Genomic DNA, 22486 nt, shown 5'->3' with positions numbered 1-22486 from the left:
TTAGATGAAGTTTCAAAGTAAATGCGAAATCTCTTGCTGTTCAAATGTTTGTGACGAAATGCTTGCTTTTTTGACCACTCGATAACAGTTTGTTTCTGAAAAACTAAGTTGCGTTATTTTTAATCTGTTTGTAATAAGTTTTCGACAACGGAATTTGCTTTTCACCAACTAAAAAACAAATCGTCGCGCTTTGGGAATTTCCGATAATTTCTTTAATGTTATTTGTGTTAACAAGATATGATCGATGGCATTTTTCTAGAAAAGGCGCTTGCTCGCAGACTTTTGAAAGTGTCTGCCGAAATGTTTTGGAAATAATTTTTGCATTTTTATCCACAAAACAGATTTCGATATAATTTTCAACCGCTTTTACGAATAGCAATTCTTGTTTTTCGAGCGTCAAGATTTCGTTTTTATTTTCTCCAATCAGCATAATTGAATTTTGCGAAAGTGGAACAATCTTTTCTCCGAACTTTTGCCTTAAATAAATCATCAATGGCGCAAAAACAGGAATCATCGCAATGACGATCGTCAACAGATACAGAAGATGGCTTTCTATCGTATAACTGCTTCCGTTTACCACCATTCTGTTATAAAAATAGAGAATCGTTCCGGAAAATATAAAAAAGACGATTGTAGAAAGGATTTCGTGGAAAACTCGCCAAACCTTTTTTGTTTTTAGATACCAAATGTTTTCGATACAGTTCTGAATTACGAACACAATAAAAATCAATATTCCAAAACCAGAAAGCAACAATAATTTATTATTAGATTTAAATTGGTCGGTATCAAAAGGCTCGAGAACAATAATGACGAACGATAAAAACAGACACAAGACCAAGCCAATCGCTATTTTGGACTTGATTGGATATGTGAAATGTATTTGTTTTTTTAAGGAAGTCAATTTGAGAGTGATTCGTTTTGTAAAACTAATAATAAATCAAATCAGATAAGAAGGAAATTCCACGAAAGTATATAAAACAAAAAATCCTGATATTTCTATCAGGATTAATTTTGCTCCCCTAACTGGTAGTTTCTCGAACCAAATGTACGATGATTTAAAGAAAATCTATGATTTAAAGGCCTTCGTGCCGGTATTGCCGTATAGCGAAATAATGAGTAGAAATCTCTAAAGCCCAGATTCTCCCGTGTAATAGCCTCCTATAATAACCTTGAACCGTAAGACTAGGAAGATAGAAACAGGTAGTTCAAACACGAGACTTATGAAAAGGCAGATGGAATAGCTGGAAGAAGTAAGATGTCCGAAAGCAGTCTAATCGACTAATGAAACCAGATAGAAGTAAGCGTATTTTGATTAATTGGCTTGATTAATTGAAAAACGGACAAGAATTCAGCTGCAAATGCTCAAGTTGAACAAGAAAAGTTAGTAAATCAATGAAAAGAATACATAAAAAGTTATTAAAAAAGCATAAAAGCGTCTTAGAAATGATAAATAATCATTGTGATTTATATGAGATTTATGACCAATTTCAAGTGACCGAAGAGGATATTAAATTTTGGCGCAAAACAATATCTGAATTTGATAAGTTATATCTGGAAGCTGTAGGATTGACAAGCATTCAAGAGCAATTTATCGAGGTTTTCCCAAAGAAGTTATTGAATGTATCTGCTACATGTAAAACAGTAAAAATTAGCAGACAAACCTACTATAGATGGCGAGACACATGTGACACATTTAGTGTCTTTTTACACGATGCGGTAGAAGGAATGAAAGATGATGTTGAAACAATCTTACTTCAGAAATTATTTATAGACAGAGATTCTAAAGCGTTATACTTTTTTATGAAAACTAAGATGAGAGATAGAGGCTACGGAGATAGCCCTATTTACATTACGAATAACCAACAGAATGTAAATGCAATTTCGTTTGATAAAGATTATTCCAAATACTCAATTGAAGAATTGGAAGCCGAAAAAGCTTTAGTTGAAGGTAAACTGCTTAAAAAAAATAAAACGTCAGATTGAAGTCCAGTGTATTACTTATTTTTACGCTCTACAATCAAACCAATTTCTGAAAAAGTAAATACCCGCTCTTCAAATATTGATTTCATTATTAACCAAACTTGATCAACCAATTTAAAACTTAGTTTTTTGCTAGCGTCGATTTCTATTAATTGACCCGTGAAGGTAATTCCGTTAATTTCTACAGAGTTAGTAGTGTGAAAAAGAATTGCGTTTGGAATTTCATAATGTTTAGTAATTTTTTCAGTTTTTTTATTTTGAAGATTTACTTCATTTCGAAATTCGTTCACATATTTTATTAAAGGAATTTTAGTCTGGGTTTCCAATATTACAGCATAATTATAATAATCCCACTCATCACTGATTTCTATGCTTTGGTTATTACCAATGTCTATATTTAATATTTGTGGCCGTGTTATAATTGTTTGAATGTTTAGTAGCAAATCCCCAATATGGATTTCTTTAGGAGTTTCCTCAAAGTCTTTTTCTCCTATTTCTCTTAGTTCAACAAGACCAATATTATACTCGCGTGCAAAATTAGTAGCATCTTTGGTAAATCCGCTTTTTGAAACTATAATACCTTTCTCGATTCGAGCATCATTAATAATACCTAATACTTTCATCACGGTATCTTTAGTTATTTTCGTCTTTAAGTGTTTGCATTCAATTGCAGTTCGAACCTGATGCACTCCGTTAGATTGCATAGTCAAAACGTCAATTTGATGAAAGTTACCTGATTTTCCCTGAACCTTACAGTCATTACCATAACCTACAACTGTAACTCCAAATTCTTTACCCAAAGTCTCATAGATGTATTTTGTTATGGCTTCGTATTCTTTCCAGTCAAGATTGTTTTGACGCATCTTTTGTAGTGTTTTTTTTTTCTTGATCAAATGTTGATAAATATTGTAAGTAACATTTAGCAGCTTTCGCCTACAGTTTTAGATTTTCATACCAATTTCAATTCCCTTTATTCGTTTGTAAAGGTCAGTTGCATAGTTATCAGTCATTCCAGAAATATAATCTAAAACGCCAAGTATCCGTTCATATTCTGGCTTACCATCATAATTAAAAGTTCTTGGTAATAATTTTAAAGCTTTTCTTTGAGATTGTGTTCTAATACTTTCAACTTCAAGGATAGGTGGAATGAAATGTGATAATAATTCGTACATAACATTATATCCAGCGTTTTCAATCTCAACAACATTTCTATCATTATAAATGTTTTCAGTAGAAAACGCTATAATTTTTTGTAAAGCATCACATTCATTTTTAATTGTATTGAAAATTGCTTTCTTAAAAGTTCCAGTTAAGAATTTATCTAAGTTATTTTCGTAAATTTCTTTGGCTCTCATCGTCAGAACATTAATTGCTTTGGCACGTAAATATGAAATTCGATCATTCCGGTCATCAATTTTAGCCAATTTACCTTCAATTTTTAATTTATCTATTCCTCCAATACAGGTAATTAAGTCGCTCAGCAATTTTACACAATGTGAGTGTTCGATTATTCCTAACCTATGTGAATCCTCCAAATCTATTATGTTGTAACATATATCATCAGCAGCTTCAACTAGCCAAACAAAAGGATGTCTTAAATAAATTAATGGAGTTGTATCATCTTTTATCATCCCAGTATTTTCAGCAATATCTATAAATGTGTTTTTTTCAGACTGAAAAAATCCAAACTTTTTTCTATGCGTAAAATTCTCATCTTTAGCAATCGATTCACATGGATATTTTGCAATTGCTGCGAGTGTTGAATATGTAAGTTTAATTCCACCTTCAGACTTTCCATTTTGTTGATGTGTGAGAACTCTAATGGCATTTGCATTCCCTTCAAAGTTTACTAAGTCTTTCCATTTTTCATCTTGTTCAACAAAAAACTTTTTTAGAGAGTCTTTATTTTTGATAAAATAACTGGCAATTGCATCTTCTCCAGAATGTCCAAATGCAGGATTACCAATATCATGACATAAACATGCGGATGCAACTACATTATATAAATCATAACGGTAAAAGTCTTGACTCTCGGGAGTTAAATCTCCCTTGTACTTATCGTGTATTATGTTACCCACTAATGTTCCTAATGAACGGCCAACAGATGCAACTTCTAGAGAATGGGTTAACCTATTATGAACAAAAACACTCCCAGGCAAAGGAAAAACTTGAGTTTTGTTTTGAAGTCTACGAAAAGCTGATGAAAATATTATTCGATCAAAATCTCTTTGATATTCGGTTCTTGGATGGCTATCTTTGTGTGTACTACTAATCCCAGTTCTTTTATTTGAATAAATTTCGTTTAAATCAATATTCATATCAATTGTATTTAGTTGTTGGTTCTTAAAAATGATAGAGCGTTTCGCGCAGTCACACAGTCACTTAAAAAATAACTGAGTTCGCTCTAACGAATATAAAAATTTCTTCGTTAAATGATAGTTTTTAGCTTTCTAAAATTAACAATTGCGTATATGCCCTGTTATATACAAATAATCTACTTTACAGGATTTGGATGAAAAAGTTTTTTTAATTCACTTAAATCTCCGCGATTGAAATTTTTATATTGCGACCAACAAATACAATTAACTAAACTATTTTTATGTCTAAGATGTTTCGGAATATCTTCAAATTTATTTTTGGTTAATACCTCCAAAATTTTTTCAGCAATTATGTCGGACAAATATGTTTCATGCTCGTTATAATTTACTGAAACATTAGGATTATCAAGTATTAGCTTATTAAAAAAAGGCCGCAAAGGAAGTTTTCCATTGATGTCATTTAGAATTAGCATTGATCCAACATCTTTTAATTTGTTTCCTTTCTTGTAATTATTTTTAAATTCGTCCAAATCTGAATAATACCAATCTTTTTCAGATTGTGTAGAATTCCAATGCACTGGATTTACTCTTGTAATTCTAACACTGTTTACCAAATCTGATTTAAGTAGTTCAGTGCTAAAAGAAAATAAAACCGGTCCATATTTATTTCGTCGATTGAAAACAGTGTGTATGTCCATTGCATCCAAAAAAATTCCATCCCAAATCCCAAATTTTTTATCTTTTTCATCGGAATACTGGTCAGTCTGAAATAGATTATTGTCTAAAACAAATTTTCTAGATAAAAGAGACTTTTCGTTTAAGAATGAAATTGAAGTTGCAATAGTATTTGCGTGATACAAATTTTCAATCCCTTTTTCTCGAAAAATTTCAAATAATTTATTTTTGTCTAAATCAAATTCTGTAGCCATATTTTTGTTTTGCTTACTTATAAACGCTCCCATGCTTTGTGCTATTGCGAGCTCCGGAACTTATTATTTTCCACTAAGATAATATTTTTTGTTAAAGAGAAACATTGGCTTGCACAAAATTCGCAGTAGCGCAAAACGTGTGTTTTGCCTAATTTTCTTTAATTGAATTAATACAATCTGTTAATAATTGTTCATAAAATATTTTATCAAGACCCATTGAATTTAAATACAAAAGTATAATTTCTTTCGTTTTTAGAAATTTTAAAGACGTTGCCATCAAGTCAACTTGGGAATTAAACTTAAGAATGTTTTCGTCAAGGATGTAGTCAGATTTTGAAAACTCTTCTGCACTGAGGTAATTAATTTCTTTCAAATTGACACTTAGGTTAGGCCAGACCAAGTCTTTTGTTATATCAAATTGATTTCCATTTAGAATGTTCCAAGCATGCTTAATGATAGTTGTACTTTCTAAACCCTCTTTTTCAACTTGGATGTTGGCAATGCCCTCAACAATTTTAGCACCAGTGGCATTTGCAACTTGATAAGCGTTATATAAACATTGACCTTTTCCAATTTCTTCGGCAGGTTTTAATTCAATTAAGTTTTTTACTTGCTCCATTTGTTCTTCATTTATGATTTCTGAACTAATTACTGTTTGAGCCTCTTTCAAAGTTTCCTTTAATTGATCGTATTCTAAAAAAATCATTTTTTGGTTAGTTTTACTCATTTTCTACAAAGATGGTTTTATCTTTTAATAAAGTTTATAATAAATTAGGCACAATTTACTTATATAAATCATAAAAACTAAATAAAATTATAGGTAACGAATTAAATATGACTTTAATTTACTAAAGTCTAAACAGTAAAACACTATATAACAATAATTAGGTGGTCAACCTAGGGTTAGTTTTTTTGTAAAAAACAGCTCAAAATGTCAGGTAAAAAGTCAAATTCTGAGTAGATTTATAAAAAATAAATGAGTTCAGAGATTTACACAATCGGCTACGGAAACAGAAGCATTCAGGCTTTTATCCAACTACTTCAAAAATACGAGATTCAGATTTTAATTGATGTTCGTACTAATCCATTTTCACGTTTCAACCCAGACTTCAGAAGCAAGAAGTTAGAATTGCATTTAATCAACCACAACATCCGGTATTTATTTTTAGGCTATGAGCTTGGTGGTAAGCCATCGGATTTGGATTGTTACACCAACAATGAAGTTGATTATCAAAAAATCCAATCTAAAGAGTTCTTTACTGATGGCATTGAACAAGTAGTAAACATTAATCAGAACGAGCTTAAAATAGCTCTCATGTGTGCAGAGCAATCTCCAGCACATTGTCATCGAAAAGTTTTGATTGGAGATTATCTTCAAGCCAAGAATTTTAACATTCGACATATTGACAAAGACGGTACTATTTTGAACGAACTTTTTTAATAGTTACGTTTTACAAACATCCCTTTAAAAAACTTTAGTAATGGAGAAATATATTGCATACTATCGAGTTAGCACCCAAAAACAAGGAAATTCTGGATTGGGTATTGAAGCCCAAAAATCATCAGTCAGCAAGTTTGTAAATTCTGATGATGAATTGTTTGCGGAATTTCAGGACATTGAAAGCGGAAAGAATAATAATCGACCAAACCTCATCAAAGCAATTGAAGAATGTAAAAAGCAAGGTGCAACTTTGCTTATTGCAAAACTTGATCGATTAAGTCGCAATGCTTCCTTTATTTTGACTCTAAGAGACAGTCAGGTGAAATTCAAGTGTTGTGATATGCCAGATGCTAATTCGGTAACAATTGGCATCATGGCAATTCTAGCACAAGACGAACGAGAACGAACGAGTCAGCGAACTAAAGATGCACTAGCAGAATTGAAACGAAAAGGAGTGAAACTGGGTTCTCCTCAAAATTTGAATTTAGAAGCAAGGCAAAAAGGGCTAGAGATAAGAAAGTTGAATTCCTTGGAAAACGAAAACAACAAGAAAGCAACGGCTTTAATCGATGGACTCAATAAACAAGGTAAATCTTTTTACTTCATTACCAAAGAACTGAATAGGCTAGGTTTCAATACCCGAAGAGGTAAGGCTTTTACGCAGGTTCAAACCAAAATATTATTTGAAAGGAACAATAATTAAATTTTGATATTACCCATTAGCTCTGATAAGGAGACATTAAGGGCTTTTGCTAATATCGACAATGTAGTGATGTTTGGAGTAACTCTACCCTTTTCGATTTTGTAAAGATACTGCCTATCCTTACCGACCATTTCTGCTAATTCAGTTTGGGATAGATTTCTCAATTTTCTGAATATGACAATCTGCTCTCCCACAAGTTTGGGAATTTCATTTGACAATCGAGATATTTCTATTTCAGAGAGACTACGCATATGTGCAAGTTGCACGTAAAAACATTAGTTTTTGTAACCTTAAAATACTACATTATTCATATATTTACATCATAACATTCAAATTCAAATTATGGGAAAAAATTTCAAAAGCATTGTGTGCATTGGACTTATTGCATTAACATTTTACAGCTGTAAGAAAGGTTCAAATTCGGAAACAGCTGATCTTGGCACTAACCAGTATAAAGATTATAATGAACAGGTTAGTCAGAATGTTTCAAAATTGAATCCAGAAAGAAAACAGCAACGTGAAAAATGGTTAAAGGAGCTAAAGAAAAATCCAGTTTATATTGATTTAGTCGATAGTGATGTAGTTTCAGTAGATTACTTGCCCACATTAAATGCTGTAAGCGACGCTATAAAGAACTCTTTTTCTATTGATGGGAGTTCGCAGTTTGGAATTTCAGAAGCAATTGCCACCAATTTAGAAAAATCTAACAATGGAGACAGTAAAATGAGTTTTGTTGTAGCGGTTTCATCATTATCATTGCGAATGAATGGTGGATTGCCAAATGAAATTGTTGAAGTTTTTGACAGGTATCGCAGTAAATACAATTTATATGGAGCAGGAAATACCAATTTTTATGACAGTAATGGTAAAAGCGTGAAGATTGAAAAGCCGTTTAACATCTCATACGCTTTTGGTTTGTTTGATCCAAAAGACGAAAAGGTATTAGACGCTATTTATGAGAGCGTTCAGAAAGGAGTTAGCCAATGGAAGGAAAGCAGTGAACAAGTGTGATGAAAATGGCTTTATGGCTTTAAAATCAGAGTATATGAAACATCTTAAAAAAGTATATCCCGATAGCCCATATTTGATAGATATAGATTTTGAAATTACTGCACCGGATTTATACCAAGCATACGAAGCTAATGAGGTGTCTGCTGATGAACAATACAAAGGCAAGAAAATTGCAGTGACTGGTACGATAGGAAATATCGGAAAAGATGTTTTAGACAATCCTTATGTCTCTCTGGAGGTAGGTTATTTGCAAAGTGTAAATTGTTATTTTTCGGATGAAAACAATAAGATAATATCTCAACTTGGGAAAAGAGAAAAAGTAACAATAATTGGCAAATGTAAAGGTTTTACTTTACAAAATGTTGTTATTCAAGACTGCTCGGTAAACTAGGCTTCAGTACAACAATTTAAGCCCTGTCGATTTGACGGGGCTTTTTTATTTTAAATGATTGATAGATTTGAGTGAATTTATATTTTCCAGATTCTCAACAAAATATAAGTATTTAACTATAGTAGTATTAAAAAGTTCTCTACATTTGGTAATATATGTTAGCTGGTATAGTATAACAAAAAACATTAAATAATTTATTAAATGAATATTTTTATAAGCTGGTCAGGGGAAAACAGTAAAGAAATTGCAAGTGCACTAAAAAATTGGATACCGAAAGTATTACAATCCGCAAAACCATATTTTACACCTTCGGATATAGAAAAAGGGTCAAAATGGGAGACAGAAATAACTAAAAAGTTAAACGAGTGTAAAGTGGGTTTAATTTGTTTAACAAGTGAGAACACAGAAAAACCTTGGATTCTTTTTGAAGCTGGAGCACTTTCAAATAAACTTGAGAAATCAAGAGTTTGTCCAATTTTATTTGGTTTAACAAATTCATATTTGAAAGGCCCTTTAGCTACTTTTCAAACCACCGAATTTAAAAAAGAGGATTTTAAAAAATTAATGAAATCTATTAATTTACTCCTTGATGAGAATAAAATATCCGATGTAATATTTGACGAAGTGTTTGAAACATTTTATCCTAAATTAGAAGAGGACATTAAAACAATACTTGAAACCACTAATGTAAAAGATGTTACTAATATCGCACCTAAAAGATCGGACAGGGAAATTTTAGAAGAAATTTTAGAGTTAACAAGAAAACAGTATGTTAATCCGAACTTGATAACAGAGGGTAAGGATGTTGATGATAAATTTTTTGATTTGTTTAATTCAGGACAATTGTCATTCGATTCGGCACTCGAATTAGGAACAGGAGATAGGGTTTTACACAATAGATTTGGAGAAGGAACAGTTATTGATGTTATGATAGGTAAAGAGGTTAAGGATTCTAAAATTCAAATTAAGTTTGATAATTCTGGGATAAAAACATTGCTGTTAAGATTTGCACCTCTACAAAAGCTATAACAGAAGCCATTTTACTATAACCTTGAAAGAAGAAATCTGGCATATCCAACTTAAAGTATTAAAAAAAAACACACTTATGAAATTAGAAATTAAATGGGATACTTTTTCAGATAAAATAAAATCATTTGTTGATGAAGCAAATGAAATAAGCAAAACAGAAAGGGAAATTAAAAATGAGGCGGACCTATCAATTGTAAAAGAAAAAATTGAAGGTTGGAACAAACAGTGTTATGATTATTTAAAAAGTTCTTTTGATGGTGAGAATAATGATTTTGCAATTGGCTTTTACAATGCAAAAGAATTGCGTTATAACTTAGGGCAAAAAGAGGATGTTCCTAAAAAAATCAAAAATGTGTTTGCTGATTTTAATGAAAAAAAGAATACCCTAACATATTTATTGAGAACATTAAGCGTCTGTGATGCTATAATAAGAACCGATGAGATAAATATTAAAGAAAGAGAAAATTTTACAACCGGAGAAACACTTGATTTGATTCTTGAAAAATTATTTGATCTTTATGATAATTATTTTCATTCAATTGAGATGATTTTAGAAGGAAATGGGATAGTTCAAAAAAGACATGGGGAAGACAGAGAACTAATAAAAATTTTAGAGAACAGAGGATTAGTAAATGTCATGGCAGCACGACATATAACGGCACAACTAACCACTAACGGGAAAATATATGTTGAAGAGAGAAGGAAAGTTAAATCGTCTGATTACAGCCGTATAAGTGATTCTAAAAATGAGATTAATCATAAAATTGATGAAATAATACAAGAACTAAATAAATTAGGGCTTGGGCAAGAAATTATATTTGATGAACTTTCGGAAATGAAGGATTTGTATGAAAGATTAGATAAAAAAAATTGGGGGCAATTATTAAAAGGGAAATTAATTGATTTAGGACTGTCACAAGCTGTCAGCATCGAGGTTTTAAACTTAATTTATAAAGAATTGACTAAAGAAGTACTTAAATTAATCTAAAGGGATAATTCTTAATATTTTTTTGAAATAAGAAGTAATGAAAAAATACTATTTCATAAACCAACCTCCAATTGTCAAAAAATTCACTTTATTGGTTGATGATATAACTGAAAGTGAAAATTGGGGTACAACTACAGATTTAGAAAAAATAGAATATAATCGCCAAATCTTTGGAGAGGATATTGATATTGATGTTCAGATTCGCCAGTGCTTAACAGACGAAGGTACAACCGCTGTGTTTTCATTTGGTAGATTTATAACAATATTCCAAATCAGAAAAGATAGTAAGAAAGGACGAATGACATTCTTCGACTTTCAGACCGATTTTACTCGTAAAGAATTAGAAGGACTGTTGCAGCCTCTTTATTCTGAAAATATTGTAAAAGCTTGGTTTAAAGCATATGATGTATTAGTCGAAAATTTTACAGAATTGAATGACTTGGCGGAATTGTATAAACCGGAAATTTAATAATTGGTTGAAAACAAATATTATCCACTCTATTTTCTATTTTTGTACCTTGTAAACAAACTTACAAACATTAACAATGAACCAGACGCTACTAACAAGATTATTTAAATCTATCGAAGGCAATAAAGAAGAGCCTTTGGTAAGGATAGCCTATACCATTATTGATGATGAAAGGAAAAAGGGACACACAAAATTAGCAGATAGGCTTGATACGATTTTAGAAGGAAATTTGGCAAGAGTTTTAGAGCCACAACAACATCCGACTTTAAAGTTAACAAGAAACAGAGACGATGTTTTTTCAATCCCAGCAGATAGAAGATACAAATTGCCTTTGGCTACCCACATAGAAAATGATTTTTTAAGACACGATATGGTGCTTGCTCCAGTTGTTGAAGAAAAGATATTGCGAATTGAGAAAGAATACGTGGCAAGAGAAAGATTGGCACATCATGGTTTAAGACCTCGTCAAAAAATACTTCTTTACGGTAGTTCGGGATGTGGTAAAAGTATGACTGCAGAAAGAATTGCTTGGGATTTAGGATTGCCATTCTATAAAGTTCGATTTGACACTATAATATCATCTTACCTAGGCGAATCGGCTTCAAACTTAAATAAGTTGTTTGAGAGCCTTGAAAGGTACCCGTGCGTGCTTTTATTAGATGAGTTTGATATTATTGGTAAGCAACGAGATGTAAAGTCTAACGATGTAGGCGAAATTCATCGTATTGTTAATATAGTTTTGGGGTTGCTAGAAGAATATAACGGACAAGGGATATTGATAGCGACTACAAATTTAGAAGGCAGTTTGGATAAGGCCTTATTTAGAAGATTTGATGAAATTATTGAATTGCCTAGGCCGAATGAAAATGAAATCATAGACTTATTGAAAATAACATTTTCCGCATTGAATTTAAACAAAAGCATTAAGCTTAAAGATTATGCAAAAAACATGAATGGGCTGTCTTATGCTCTGGTTGTTAAGATTGCAAATGATGCAGCTAAAAAATCAATTATAAACTCTCACAAAGAAATTTCTGCCGATGATTTGAATAAAGCACTAGAAGAAAATTTGGCTTTTAACAAATAAAATATGGAGAAATTTCCCCACTTAAAATTTCATCAAAAAGTTTTTGGAAAACCTCGTTTTCACGGTGGTGGAGGTACACATCCTAATTCAAAAAAAAACAAAGATGATAGAAAAGGGCACTTTGGCTATTTATCAGGGCGAACATCTCAAATAAAATCTGACTGGGCGAACAGAATTAATGAAAGGGAAGAACATGATTTGGCTCCTTTAGATGCAGATGTAATTCCTATTTTTTTAAAAATAAACCCTGATTTAATAGGTAATGACTTTGATTTAAAACAATTTGGCATTGAAGTGATTTCGGAAGAAGAAGAAGGTTTCATTATTGGAGCATCTTTGGACGGCTTCAAATCATTAAACGAGAAAATTCAAATGTTTCTTGATAATCAAAGAGGGAGTGCTACTATAGCAGATTTTTGGGAAATCGTTGATGGAAAAAGCTGGAAACCCATTCATATTCTTTCGGAAAAACTTAAATCAATCTGGAAAACAATTGAAGAAGACGGATTATATAAACTCGAAGTTGGTGTTGCTTTTGATAAACCAATTGAAAAAACACCAGACCCGACCAAAAGAGGTTACCAGAATAAACTAGAAGAACATAGACAAGAACAAATTGAACGAGACAAACGATTTGATGAGAGACAAGAAGAGTTTGAGAAATTTATAAATCATTACGGACAGATAAATAGTTCTCTTATTGACTTAGAGGATAGCTTTTGTTGTGAGGTTGAAATCACAGGAAAAGGTTTGAAAGATTTAGTGTTTAATTATCCCTTTGTTTTTGAGGTTTCAGAAATTGATGAAGTTGTAGGCTTAAGTAGTGAAGTTGATGAAGTAGGGACGGTGGAAATTGAAGTTATTGCGCCAGATGATAATTCTCCAGAAGTCGGAGTAATTGATAGTGGTATAATGGAAGGTCATAAATATTTGTCTGCTGCAATAATCGGAGGAAATTCTAAATCTTACATTGAAGGTGACCCTTCAACTGCTGATTATGTAAAAAATGGAGGGCATGGTACTAGAGTTGCTGGAGCTATTCTATATCCTAATGGAATATCTTCGGTAGAACAACCATATCAACTACCTTGTTTTGTTAGAAATTTGAGAGTGTTGGATAAGAACAACTTGCTTACTCATAAATTACCGGCAGAACTTATGAAGAAAATTGTAGAAGAAAATGAAGATTGCAAGATTTTCAATCTTTCTATAAATTCTAGTGTAGCTTCTCGATTAAAACATATGTCATCTTGGGCGGCTACTATTGATTCACTTATTAATCATAATAAAGTCATTTTTTTAATTTCGTCTGGAAACATTACAAAAGATGATATTAAACATTATTTGAGCAACGGAGTTAATTATCCTGATTTTTTAGAAGAACCATATTGTAGAATAGCTAATCCTGCGCAAAGTAGTTTTGCAATTACAGTGGGTTCAGTTAACCATACTTCTTTTGAAGATGATTACTATCAGTCGTTAGGTATTGATGACGAAGTTTCTCCCTTTTCAAGAATTGGTGTGGGTATTTGGGGAATGATTAAGCCCGATGTTGTTGAATATGGAGGAGGACTTACTGTTTCCAAAACAGGAAATATTGTATCTGGAAAAGATATAATTTCACCAGAATTAATTCGTTCGACGTTAGATGGAGGTGCTGGTATAGGAAGCGATATTGTAGGAACTTCGTTTGCAACCCCTAAAGTTTCATATATTGTTGCTCAATTATTAAAATTGTATCCAGATGAGGATGTAAATTTATTGAGAGCTTTAGTAATTCAAGGAGCTAGATTACCGAATACTTTTTTTGAAAATCCTACATTAAAAAGCATGAAGTATTTCGGCTATGGAATTCCATCTTTAGAACGCGTAACTAAAAATACTCATCAAAGAATTACATTCTATAATGTAGGCGAAATTAGAGCTGAAGAAGGTCATGTCTACTCGTTGAATATTCCAGAATTTTTGAGGTCTCCTGTCGAAGAAAATGATATTTTAATTGAGGTTACTTTATCATATTCAGCAAAGGTGAGAAGAACCAGACAGAAGTCTAAATCGTATTTATCTACTTGGCTAGATTGGACAAGTTCTAAGATTGATGAGCCTTTAGAAGACTTTAAGGATTACATTCTTAAAGAAATTGAAGGGGGAGTAACTACTTACGATCCTGAACATAGAAACGCTATGAAACATCTTCATTGGAAGATAAATAGTGATACTAGATGGGGTGTTGAAGGGATTAGTAGAGCAAATAGTACAGTTCAAAAGGATTGGACAATAATCAAATCACATGACCTACCAAGCGATATAAGTTTTGCAGTTAGAGGTCATAAAGGTTGGGACAAAGAAAACGGAGAAGTTCCTTATTCATTAGTTGTCTCCATTGAAATATTAAATTCTAATTTAGAAATCTACGAAGCTATTAGAATTGAAAACGAAATAGAATTAGAGACTTAAAACGCATTAATAAATCTAATACTTACAAAGACTTCCGAATCTAAAAACTATTTGTTACTGCAATGTAATATTTTTATATATTTGTAAAAAATATTAGATCATGCAAAAGAATAATATACTATACGATAAAATTAACCAAAACGCATTGCGTGAAATTTATGATGAACTTCCAGATTCATTTATAAACTTTACAGACAGTGACATAATGGATTATTGTTTACACCAAATAAAAGTTGGTACAAAAAGTGAACAATCAGCAAGGGTTCTCAACAGCTGGATAAATAATGACATTATTTTTGTTAACGAGGCAGATAAAGGTAAAATCCGAAGGTTCGACAGGCTCGAAAGTATTTGGTTAAGCATTATTATTGAGGCTCGAAAATTTGGAATTCCATTAGAATCGTTGAAACAAACTCGAAAAGACCTAACAGAATCTCCTATTCAGAATTTCTCACTTCTGAAATTTAGCGTACTGGATACTATATTAAGAGTGCCTAAAACACTTCTGATATTTGAAGGTGGATTTACTAATATCATGTCTTTGGAAATTTATACTCATTTTATCTCCAAAGGGCTTCTTCCTACACATATAAATTTCAAATTACAAGACTTTATAGCACTCGAATTTCCTAATAATGCCTTTGAATTAGACTTTAAAATTCAAGATGCATATGAAAATACTGAAAAAATGACTTTGTTATATTTTCTCAAAACTGGCGATTATAAATCCATAAAATTACACATAAAGGAAGGTGACGTAAGACTGATCGAAGACTCTAATTTAGTAATAAAGAATATGGGCTTAATGAATGCTATTTCATCATGGTCATTCAATAAAGCTGAGATCTTCGTGGATGATGGAGTTACAGTAACCATAACGAGTTAGTCTATGATTACAATCGAAAAATGCAAAACGATACTTAATAGTTCTGAGCGCAAGTACACGGATGATGAAGTCAAGAAAATTAGAGAGTTTCTTTATCAAATATCAATAATAGAGTATGATAAATTTAAAGCAGACGTTGCAGCACTTCAAGGTGTTAATGTACAAGAGGGTATCCACTGAAGAACAAAAGGAAAACGGATATAGTTTACAGGAGCAGGAAGCGAGAATTATTAAACACTGTGAAAAGTTTGAATGGAAAATAATAGCGAGTTATGAAGATGATCATTCAGCAAAAACTTTTTTAAGACCTCAATGGAGGCTTCTGTTAGAGGAGATAAAAAGCAAAAGAATACGCCCAGACATAATTGTAGTTACTAAAATTGATAGATTTTCAAGAGATGCTTTTGAGACTCACGATATGATTAATATTTTGGCGAAATACAATATCAGAGTTTTCAGTATTAGCGAAAATCAGTTTTATGATTTCAAAGACCCAAAAACTTTTTTTCAACAATATTTTAGTGCAGGTATGGCACAATTTGAAAATTTAGTTAGAGCAGACAATACTAAACGAGGAATGCGTCAGGCTTCAAAAGAAGGACGCACGATGGGCAAAGCTCCTGTTGGCTATCTCAATGATAAAATAAATAAATCAATAATAATAGACCCCATACATGGTCCATTAGTGGTAAAAGGATTTGAAATTCTTTCACATGGCTTGCTTTCAATAGAGGAGGTGCGAAAAAATCTAATCAAGGAAGGATTGAAGCGTTGTTGCAAACAAACTTTTTTGAATCTTGTTCGAAATCGGTATTATTATGGGTTGATTATAGTGCCTGCTTGGGACGACGAGCCAAAGCAAGAAGTTTTAGGCCAGCATTCTCCACTAATATCAAAAGAGTTATTTGACAAGGTTCAGATGGTGCATTTTGGCAAAAGAAAGAAATCAACAGCCGTGTTGACAAGAAAAGAAGAACTCCCATTAAGAGGACATTTATATTGTGATCGTTGTGGAGGTAAATTAACAGGAAGTCCATCAACTAGTCGGAATGGGACGCAACACTTTTACTACCATTGTCAAAAAGGTTGTAAAGAACGATTTAGGGCAGATTTAGCGAATAATTCCTTCGAGAACTACCTTGATTCATTTAAAATTAGCAAAAGTGTTTTAATGCTCTCTAAGGCGATATTGGAAGATGTTTTTAATCAAGATGAGCATGAGAGAATAAATAAGATTAAACAAGCGGATGATAAAATCAAAGAGTTAAAATTGAAATTAGAGTCTTTACAGGATAAGCTCTTGGATAATGTAATTAACAAAGATGATTATCACTCAATTAAGTCTAGGATTCAAGAATCTTTGGATGATTGGAGGTTTAAGAAGGAAGAGTTAAGTGTTGATAAATCTGCTTTTCAAAAGTATTATAATTATGGGTTAACATTCTTGTATAACATGAAAGAATACTATAGAAGTGCTGATGTGGAAGTAAAACAAAAAATTATTGGTTCGATATTCCCAGAGAAAATTATATTTTTTAAAAATAGTTATCGAACCACCCAAGTAAATGAATTACTCTCTCTTGTGGCTTTAAATATCAACGAATTAGGTAAAACAAAAAATGGGCAAACTACTATTTCTAGTAGTTTACCCATTATGGCTCCCCCTCTTGGGCTCGAACCAAGGACCCTCTGATTAACAGTCAGATGCTCTAACCAACTGAGCTAAGGAGGAAGGCTTGTTTGCCTTGTAAAGCGGTGCAAAGATAGGGCTATATTTGATTTCTGCAAATAATTTTGAAAAAAATTTTCAATTTTTTTTCTATCTCGTCAGCGCCTTGTAAATATCATTTCCGTTGGCAAATAAAACCAACGCTATAAGTATAAAGAAACCAGCAACTTGTGCTCTTTCCATGAATTTTTCGCTCGGTTTTCTTCTTGTTATAATTTCGAATAATAAAAACATTACGTGACCTCCGTCAAGTGCAGGAATCGGCAATAAGTTCATAACTCCAAGCATAATTGATAAGAAAGCCGTAATGCCCCAGAAATATTCCCAGCTCCAAACACTTGGGAAAACATTAAAAATCGCATAGAAACCGCCAACGCCTTTATAAGCTCCGGTATCTGGATTCACAATCGCTTTCAGTTGCGTGATGTATCGTCCCAATTCGTCTTTGCTTCTCTGAATTCCCGCTGGAAACGATTCCGCAAAAGAGAAAGTTTCTCTGCTGATGTTGTAATATCCTAATTTTTCTAAGTTATCGATTTTTACGCCACCGTGCATTACGCCTAATTTTCCTTCGTTTGTCAAAGTCAATTTTACGTTTTGCTCTTTTTCGTTTCTAAAAACAACAGCATCAAATGTTTTTCCAGGATTTGCCTTGTTGAAAGTCAATACTTCATCCGCGTAGCGCATTTTTTTTCCGTCAATGCTTAATAAAACATCACCTTTTTCAAGATTATTTTTGTTCGGAGAAGCTTCATCTAAACCGCCCACGATGAAAGGAATTCTCAAGTCAAGATATCGTTTTTCGTCTTTCATCACTTTGTCCAAAACATCTACCGGAAGCTTAATCGCTTGCTCAGCACCGTTTCTTCCCACAGTCACTTCTTTCGCAAAATTCACGCTGTATGGAACATCATTGAATTTCTCCACTTTTTTTCCGTCCACGGCAATGATTTTGTCTCCGGTTTTAAAACCTAATTCCTCACCAACCGGACTAGAAACCCAAACTCCGTCTTTTAATTCAGAATTTGCGATGTACGTGTTTCCATAAACAAACGCCATCCCGATGTAAATGATGATAGCCAAAATAAAATTCACCGTCACACCTCCAAGCATAATAATCAGTCGTTGCCAAGCTGGTTTTGAACGAAATTCCCACGGCTGAGGTGGCAATGCCATTTGCTCTTTGTCCATGCTTTCGTCAATCATTCCGGCAATTTTCACGTAACCACCAAGTGGCAACCATCCAATTCCGTATTCAGTTTCACCGATTTTTTTCTTTAAAAGAGAGAATTTGACATCAAAGAAAAGGTAGAATTTTTCCACTCTCGTCTTGAATAATTTCGCCGGGATAAAATGCCCTAATTCGTGCAGTACAATCAACAATGATAAACTCAACAAAAACTGTGAGAGCTTAATAACTATTTCCATTTTTTAGTTTTAGATTCAATAATTCCGAACAAAAATAGTGTTTTCTATTTACTTACAATTACAATCTCGATTTTTCCCCGTTTTAAAAGTTTGTTAATAATTGAAATCCGCTTCCCACTTTATTATTTGTGCCTTAACTTTACTTTTTTGAATGGCATTTCTGTCATTCTTTATTGGTTTACAAAGCCATTTCTCTTAAAAACACACCATTATGTCTTCAAAATTATTTTCAATATTTCAGATAAAAAGCATTATTCTGAAAAATCGCATCGTCATTTCTCCAATGTGCCAATATTCTGCCAAAGACGGATTTGCAAACGATTGGCATCTCGTTCACCTCGGAAGCCGTGCCAACGGAGGCGCTTCGTTAATTATCCAAGAAGCCACATCAGTTTCTCACGAAGCCAGAATTTCTCCCGAAGATTTAGGAATTTGGAGCGACGAGCACATCGAAAAATTAAAAAACATCACCAATTTTATAACCGAACATCATTGCGTTCCCGGAATTCAATTGGCGCACGCCGGAAGAAAAGCCAGCGTCACTTCGCCATGGCAAGGGAATAGAAAATTGTCAAAAGAAGAAGGTGGCTGGGAAACTTTTGCACCAAGCGCCATCGGTTACCACGACAATGAGAATACGACAGCTTTAGACAAAGCCGGAATCGAAAAAGTAATTTCAGATTTCAAATCGGCTACAAAACGTGCGGTTCAAGCAGGTTACAAAGTCTTGGAACTTCATGGAGCGCACGGCTATTTGTTGCACCAATTTCTTTCGCCTTTGTCCAATAAACGAACTGACGAATATGGCGGAAGCTTTGAAAATAGAATTCGTTTTACGTTAGAAATTTTAGAAGCCGTGCAACAAGAATGGCCAAATGATTTGCCTTTATTCGTAAGAATCTCTGCAACAGATTGGGCTGACGGAGGCTGGAATATCGAAGAATCCATAAAACTTTCCGAAATTTTAAAACACAAAGGCGTTGACTTAATTGACGTTTCTTCTGGCGGATTGGTTTCACACCAAAAAATTCCAGTTGAACCAGGCTACCAAGTGCCGTTTGCCGAACAAATTAGGAAAGAAACAAAAATGTGCACAGGCGCTGTCGGATTAATTACGGAAGCAAAACAAGCGGAAGCCATTGTATCTGAAGAAAAAGCCGACCTAATTTTCTTCGCCAGAGAATCCCTGCGCGACCCAAATCTTGCTTTGACTTTCGCTAGGGAATTAGGCGTAGATGTTCCATGGCCAAACCAATATGATAGAGCGAAGAAGTAGCTCGCAAAGTTTCAAAGTCGCAGAGCCTCAAAGTTTCAAAGTAAAATTAACTTTGCGTCTTAGCGCCTTTGCGAGAAACTTCTAAAACTTTGCGAAAGACTTTGCGCCCTTTGCGTTAAACAAACCACACAATATGAAAAAAATAAAAACAGCCCTTCTTTCCTACGGAATGTCCGGAAAAGTATTCCACGCGCCATTCTTAGATTTACACGAAGGATTCGAATTAATCGGTTCTTGGGAAAGAAGCAAAAAATTAATACAAGACGATTATCCATACACAAAAAGCTATAATTCCATCGAAGAATTGCTTCAAGACGATTTAGATTTAGTTATTGTAAACACGCCAGTCGGAACCCATTTTGAATACGCCAAACAAGCAATTTTAGCCAATAAAAATGTTTTGGTAGAAAAAGCGTTCACCACAACAGTCGCTGAAGCTGAAGAATTGAAAAATTTAGCCAAAGAAAAAAATCTAAAATTGACGGTTTTCCAAAACAGAAGATGGGACAGCGACTTCAAGACTGTAAAACAGATTTTAGACCAAGATATTTTAGGAGAAATCGTCGAAGCAGAAATCCATTTCGACCGATATAATCCAAATTTAAGTCCAAAACAGCACAAAGAAACCGCCAATTCAGGCGCCGGAATCTTAAAAGATTTAGGCCCGCATATCATCGACCAAGCCTTGACGTTATTCGGATTTCCAGAAGCTTTGACTGCCGATATTAGAATCACAAGAGACCAATCTTTAGTAGATGACAATTTCGATATTTTGCTGTATTATCCTCGCTTCCGCGTAAGATTGAAAGCCGGATTTTTCGTCAGAGAAATGCTTCCGTCGTATATTTTACACGGAAAAAAAGGCTCGTTTTTGAAAGACAGAGGTGATGTTCAGGAAGACGAATTGAAACTAGGAAAAAAACCAAATAGAGATAATTGGGGAATCGAACCCGATTATAAAGAAGGATTGCTTCACACCGAAGTTAACAGCGTGGTCATCAGGGAAAAAGTCCCAACATTACACGGAAATTATTTCGAGTTTTTTGACAAATTATACGAAGCCATTGCGGAAAATAAAACAGAACCTGTAACTGCCGAAGACGGCGAAAACGTGATGCGAGTTATTGAAGCTTCGATTAAAAGCAATGAAGAGAAGATATTAATTGAATTTTAAAATAATTGCCACAGATTAATGGATTTTCACGGATTCTACTAAGTTTTAGACAAAGAGAAAATCATTTTGAATCCTCTAATCTGTGGCAAAAAAACAACACAACAATGGAAAAAAGACAATTAGGTAACACCGATTTACAAGTCTATCCAATCGCTTTCGGAGGAAACGTATTTGGCTGGACTTTAGACGAAAAAAAGTCATTCGAAATCTTAAACGGTTTTACCGACGCCGGATTTAATTTTATTGATACCGCCGACGTGTATTCTCGATGGAAACCCGGAAATTCAGGCGGAGAATCTGAGAAAATCATCGGGAAATGGCTGAAAGAAAAGAAAAACCGCCACGACATTATCTTGACCACGAAAGTAGGTTCTGATATGGGCGACGGCAAAAAAGGTCTCAAAAAGAAATACATTCTGCAAGCTGTGGAAGATTCACTGAAACGATTGCAAACCGATTATCTAGATTTGTACCAAACCCATTTCGACGATGAATCCACGCCGGTTTTAGAAACGTTGGAAGCTTACGACCAATTGGTAAAAGACGGAAAAATCCGCTGGATTGGAACGTCCAATATGTCGCCAGAAAGAATCAAAGAATCGTTAGAAACCAGCGCGGAAAAAGGCTTGCCGAGTTATGAAACCTTGCAACCGCATTACAATTTATACGCCAGAGAAAAATACGAAAGCGAATATGAAACGTTAGCTTTAGGGCACGGATTGGGCGTTTTCACTTACTTTTCTTTAGAAAGCGGTTTCCTGACCGGAAAATACAGAACCAAAGAAGACTTGAAAAAGAGTCCGCGTGGTGGCAACATGGAGAAATATTTTGACGAAAGAGGACTGAAAATCTTAGATGCATTGGACGAAATTGCAAAGCAAAATAACACGACTCCGGCATCCGTGGCGTTGGCTTGGTTGATTCAAAGGCCATCGGTTACCGCGCCGATTGTGAGTGCCACGAGTCTGGAACAATTAGACGCCATCATCCAAGCACCCGAACTAAATTTAGATTCAGACGCGATTCGATTTTTGACTTCGCAAAGCGCTTGGTAAAACAGATTTTAAAAATGAAAACACAGATTTCACAGATTCACACAGATTGAAAATCACAAAAAAATCCGCGCAAATCAGTAGAATCCGTGTCATCCGCGTTCCAAAACCTTTAACCGATCACCCAAAAAAATGAAC

22 protein-coding genes and 1 tRNA gene are annotated in these 22486 nt (G+C 33.6%); 15 read left to right on the top strand and 8 right to left on the bottom strand.

The genetic code is table 11. The annotated features are described in order from the left end of the window. Window positions 1-103: 103 nt before the first annotated feature. Window positions 104-901, bottom strand: a complete 798-nt coding sequence (locus ACFPVY_RS17145) for a LytTR family DNA-binding domain-containing protein (RefSeq protein ID WP_379793387.1) — start codon at window positions 899-901, stop codon at window positions 104-106. Window positions 902-1392: 491 nt separating this feature from the next. On the opposite strand from ACFPVY_RS17145, the gene ACFPVY_RS17140 reads away from it, so the two are divergent. After that, window positions 1393-1983 (top strand): hypothetical protein, encoded by a 591-nt coding sequence (locus ACFPVY_RS17140; protein ID WP_379793385.1) that lies wholly within the window; start codon window positions 1393-1395, stop codon window positions 1981-1983. A gap of 11 nt (window positions 1984-1994) precedes the next feature. Here the strand turns inward: ACFPVY_RS17140 and ACFPVY_RS17135 are convergent, their stop codons facing one another. From ACFPVY_RS17135 to ACFPVY_RS17120, 4 genes are all read right to left on the bottom strand, one after another. Further along, window positions 1995-2873: a restriction endonuclease gene (locus tag ACFPVY_RS17135; RefSeq protein WP_379793383.1), complete on the bottom strand. Its 879-nt coding sequence runs from the start codon at window positions 2871-2873 to the stop codon at window positions 1995-1997. 48 nt (window positions 2874-2921) lie between these two features. Beyond that, on the bottom strand, window positions 2922-4292 hold the full coding sequence (gene dgt, locus ACFPVY_RS17130; RefSeq protein ID WP_379793541.1) for a dGTP triphosphohydrolase: 1371 nt from the start codon (window positions 4290-4292) through the stop codon (window positions 2922-2924). Between the two features lie 182 nt (window positions 4293-4474). Continuing rightward, window positions 4475-5227: a hypothetical protein gene (locus ACFPVY_RS17125; protein WP_379793382.1), complete on the bottom strand. Its 753-nt coding sequence runs from the start codon at window positions 5225-5227 to the stop codon at window positions 4475-4477. 148 nt (window positions 5228-5375) lie between these two features. Next, window positions 5376-5954 carry a hypothetical protein gene (locus tag ACFPVY_RS17120; RefSeq protein ID WP_379793381.1) on the bottom strand — a complete coding sequence of 193 codons (579 nt, stop codon included), beginning with the start codon at window positions 5952-5954 and terminating at the stop codon, window positions 5376-5378. Between the two features lie 249 nt (window positions 5955-6203). Between ACFPVY_RS17120 and ACFPVY_RS17115 the strand changes: the two genes are divergently transcribed. Both ACFPVY_RS17115 and ACFPVY_RS17110 read left to right on the top strand, forming a co-directional pair. Continuing rightward, on the top strand, window positions 6204-6668 hold the full coding sequence (locus ACFPVY_RS17115; RefSeq protein ID WP_379793380.1) for a DUF488 domain-containing protein: 465 nt from the start codon (window positions 6204-6206) through the stop codon (window positions 6666-6668). Window positions 6669-6708: 40 nt separating this feature from the next. Continuing rightward, the gene (locus tag ACFPVY_RS17110; RefSeq protein ID WP_379793379.1) at window positions 6709-7371 is read left to right on the top strand and encodes a recombinase family protein; all 663 of its coding nucleotides are present in this window, start codon (window positions 6709-6711) and stop codon (window positions 7369-7371) included. Here ACFPVY_RS17110 and ACFPVY_RS17105 read toward each other — a convergent pair. Further along, the gene (locus ACFPVY_RS17105; protein WP_379793540.1) at window positions 7368-7622 is read right to left on the bottom strand and encodes a helix-turn-helix domain-containing protein; all 255 of its coding nucleotides are present in this window, start codon (window positions 7620-7622) and stop codon (window positions 7368-7370) included. The genes ACFPVY_RS17110 and ACFPVY_RS17105 overlap by 4 nt on opposite strands. 91 nt (window positions 7623-7713) lie before the next feature. Between ACFPVY_RS17105 and ACFPVY_RS17100 the strand changes: the two genes are divergently transcribed. The 9 genes from ACFPVY_RS17100 (at window position 7714) to ACFPVY_RS17060 (ending at window position 17382) form a co-directional block, all read left to right on the top strand. After that, window positions 7714-8382, top strand: coding sequence for a hypothetical protein (locus ACFPVY_RS17100; protein WP_379793378.1), 669 nt, complete (start codon window positions 7714-7716; stop codon window positions 8380-8382). Then, on the top strand, window positions 8327-8773 hold the full coding sequence (locus ACFPVY_RS17095; RefSeq protein WP_379793377.1) for an OB-fold protein: 447 nt from the start codon (window positions 8327-8329) through the stop codon (window positions 8771-8773). The genes ACFPVY_RS17100 and ACFPVY_RS17095 overlap by 56 nt, the downstream gene beginning before the upstream one ends. A gap of 201 nt (window positions 8774-8974) precedes the next feature. Next, window positions 8975-9802 carry a toll/interleukin-1 receptor domain-containing protein gene (locus ACFPVY_RS17090; protein ID WP_379793376.1) on the top strand — a complete coding sequence of 276 codons (828 nt, stop codon included), beginning with the start codon at window positions 8975-8977 and terminating at the stop codon, window positions 9800-9802. A 76-nt stretch (window positions 9803-9878) separates the two neighbouring features. Further along, the gene (locus tag ACFPVY_RS17085) at window positions 9879-10790 is read left to right on the top strand and encodes a hypothetical protein (protein WP_379793375.1); all 912 of its coding nucleotides are present in this window, start codon (window positions 9879-9881) and stop codon (window positions 10788-10790) included. Window positions 10791-10827: 37 nt separating this feature from the next. After that, window positions 10828-11259 (top strand): hypothetical protein, encoded by a 432-nt coding sequence (locus ACFPVY_RS17080; RefSeq protein WP_379793374.1) that lies wholly within the window; start codon window positions 10828-10830, stop codon window positions 11257-11259. Window positions 11260-11335: 76 nt separating this feature from the next. After that, window positions 11336-12346: an AAA family ATPase gene (locus tag ACFPVY_RS17075; protein WP_379793372.1), complete on the top strand. Its 1011-nt coding sequence runs from the start codon at window positions 11336-11338 to the stop codon at window positions 12344-12346. A gap of 3 nt (window positions 12347-12349) precedes the next feature. Further along, window positions 12350-14803, top strand: coding sequence for a S8 family peptidase (locus tag ACFPVY_RS17070; RefSeq protein ID WP_379793371.1), 2454 nt, complete (start codon window positions 12350-12352; stop codon window positions 14801-14803). Window positions 14804-14903: 100 nt separating this feature from the next. After that, window positions 14904-15689 (top strand): hypothetical protein, encoded by a 786-nt coding sequence (locus ACFPVY_RS17065; RefSeq protein WP_379793370.1) that lies wholly within the window; start codon window positions 14904-14906, stop codon window positions 15687-15689. A 115-nt stretch (window positions 15690-15804) separates the two neighbouring features. Next, window positions 15805-17382 (top strand): recombinase family protein, encoded by a 1578-nt coding sequence (locus tag ACFPVY_RS17060; RefSeq protein ID WP_379793369.1) that lies wholly within the window; start codon window positions 15805-15807, stop codon window positions 17380-17382. Here ACFPVY_RS17060 and ACFPVY_RS17055 read toward each other — a convergent pair. Both ACFPVY_RS17055 and rseP read right to left on the bottom strand, forming a co-directional pair. Next, window positions 17345-17421 (bottom strand) — tRNA-Asn (locus ACFPVY_RS17055). The two genes, ACFPVY_RS17060 and ACFPVY_RS17055, sit on opposite strands and share 38 nt — an antisense overlap. Before the next feature lie 87 nt (window positions 17422-17508). Continuing rightward, window positions 17509-18846: an RIP metalloprotease RseP gene (gene rseP / locus ACFPVY_RS17050; protein WP_379793368.1), complete on the bottom strand. Its 1338-nt coding sequence runs from the start codon at window positions 18844-18846 to the stop codon at window positions 17509-17511. A 211-nt stretch (window positions 18847-19057) separates the two neighbouring features. Here rseP and ACFPVY_RS17045 point away from each other — a divergent pair, with 211 nt between their 5' ends. The 3 genes from ACFPVY_RS17045 (at window position 19058) to ACFPVY_RS17035 (ending at window position 22351) form a co-directional block, all read left to right on the top strand. Beyond that, window positions 19058-20122, top strand: a complete 1065-nt coding sequence (locus ACFPVY_RS17045) for an NADH:flavin oxidoreductase/NADH oxidase (RefSeq protein ID WP_379793367.1) — start codon at window positions 19058-19060, stop codon at window positions 20120-20122. Between the two features lie 133 nt (window positions 20123-20255). Further along, window positions 20256-21296 (top strand): Gfo/Idh/MocA family oxidoreductase, encoded by a 1041-nt coding sequence (locus tag ACFPVY_RS17040; protein WP_379793366.1) that lies wholly within the window; start codon window positions 20256-20258, stop codon window positions 21294-21296. 104 nt (window positions 21297-21400) lie between these two features. Next, complete coding sequence (locus ACFPVY_RS17035) at window positions 21401-22351, top strand: aldo/keto reductase (protein WP_379793365.1); 951 nt, start codon at window positions 21401-21403, stop codon at window positions 22349-22351. The last annotated feature ends 135 nt before the right edge of the window (window positions 22352-22486 follow it).

This window comes from Flavobacterium qiangtangense (genome assembly GCF_042658345.1).
In the GTDB taxonomy this organism is placed as follows: domain Bacteria; phylum Bacteroidota; class Bacteroidia; order Flavobacteriales; family Flavobacteriaceae; genus Flavobacterium; species Flavobacterium qiangtangense.
The sequence above is the reverse complement of the archived record's forward strand: the minus strand, read 5'-3'. Positions and strand labels throughout refer to the sequence as shown.

What these genes read in the sequence shown, in the direction of transcription:
- ACFPVY_RS17140 (WP_379793385.1), top strand. Translation starts at nt 1,393, where the DNA reads ATGAAAAGAATACATAAAAAGTTATTAAAAAAGCATAAAAGCGTCTTA.
- ACFPVY_RS17125 (WP_379793382.1), bottom strand. Translation starts at nt 5,227, where the DNA reads ATGGCTACAGAATTTGATTTAGACAAAAATAAATTATTTGAAATTTTT.
- ACFPVY_RS17120 (WP_379793381.1), bottom strand. Translation starts at nt 5,954, where the DNA reads ATGAGTAAAACTAACCAAAAAATGATTTTTTTAGAATACGATCAATTA.
- ACFPVY_RS17115 (WP_379793380.1), top strand. Translation starts at nt 6,204, where the DNA reads ATGAGTTCAGAGATTTACACAATCGGCTACGGAAACAGAAGCATTCAG.
- ACFPVY_RS17110 (WP_379793379.1), top strand. Translation starts at nt 6,709, where the DNA reads ATGGAGAAATATATTGCATACTATCGAGTTAGCACCCAAAAACAAGGA.
- ACFPVY_RS17105 (WP_379793540.1), bottom strand. Translation starts at nt 7,622, where the DNA reads ATGCGTAGTCTCTCTGAAATAGAAATATCTCGATTGTCAAATGAAATT.
- ACFPVY_RS17100 (WP_379793378.1), top strand. Translation starts at nt 7,714, where the DNA reads ATGGGAAAAAATTTCAAAAGCATTGTGTGCATTGGACTTATTGCATTA.
- ACFPVY_RS17095 (WP_379793377.1), top strand. Translation starts at nt 8,327, where the DNA reads ATGAGAGCGTTCAGAAAGGAGTTAGCCAATGGAAGGAAAGCAGTGAAC.
- ACFPVY_RS17090 (WP_379793376.1), top strand. Translation starts at nt 8,975, where the DNA reads ATGAATATTTTTATAAGCTGGTCAGGGGAAAACAGTAAAGAAATTGCA.
- ACFPVY_RS17085 (WP_379793375.1), top strand. Translation starts at nt 9,879, where the DNA reads ATGAAATTAGAAATTAAATGGGATACTTTTTCAGATAAAATAAAATCA.
- ACFPVY_RS17080 (WP_379793374.1), top strand. Translation starts at nt 10,828, where the DNA reads ATGAAAAAATACTATTTCATAAACCAACCTCCAATTGTCAAAAAATTC.
- ACFPVY_RS17075 (WP_379793372.1), top strand. Translation starts at nt 11,336, where the DNA reads ATGAACCAGACGCTACTAACAAGATTATTTAAATCTATCGAAGGCAAT.
- ACFPVY_RS17070 (WP_379793371.1), top strand. Translation starts at nt 12,350, where the DNA reads ATGGAGAAATTTCCCCACTTAAAATTTCATCAAAAAGTTTTTGGAAAA.
- ACFPVY_RS17065 (WP_379793370.1), top strand. Translation starts at nt 14,904, where the DNA reads ATGCAAAAGAATAATATACTATACGATAAAATTAACCAAAACGCATTG.
- ACFPVY_RS17060 (WP_379793369.1), top strand. Translation starts at nt 15,805, where the DNA reads ATGATAAATTTAAAGCAGACGTTGCAGCACTTCAAGGTGTTAATGTAC.
- rseP (WP_379793368.1), bottom strand. Translation starts at nt 18,846, where the DNA reads ATGGAAATAGTTATTAAGCTCTCACAGTTTTTGTTGAGTTTATCATTG.
- ACFPVY_RS17045 (WP_379793367.1), top strand. Translation starts at nt 19,058, where the DNA reads ATGTCTTCAAAATTATTTTCAATATTTCAGATAAAAAGCATTATTCTG.
- ACFPVY_RS17040 (WP_379793366.1), top strand. Translation starts at nt 20,256, where the DNA reads ATGAAAAAAATAAAAACAGCCCTTCTTTCCTACGGAATGTCCGGAAAA.
- ACFPVY_RS17035 (WP_379793365.1), top strand. Translation starts at nt 21,401, where the DNA reads ATGGAAAAAAGACAATTAGGTAACACCGATTTACAAGTCTATCCAATC.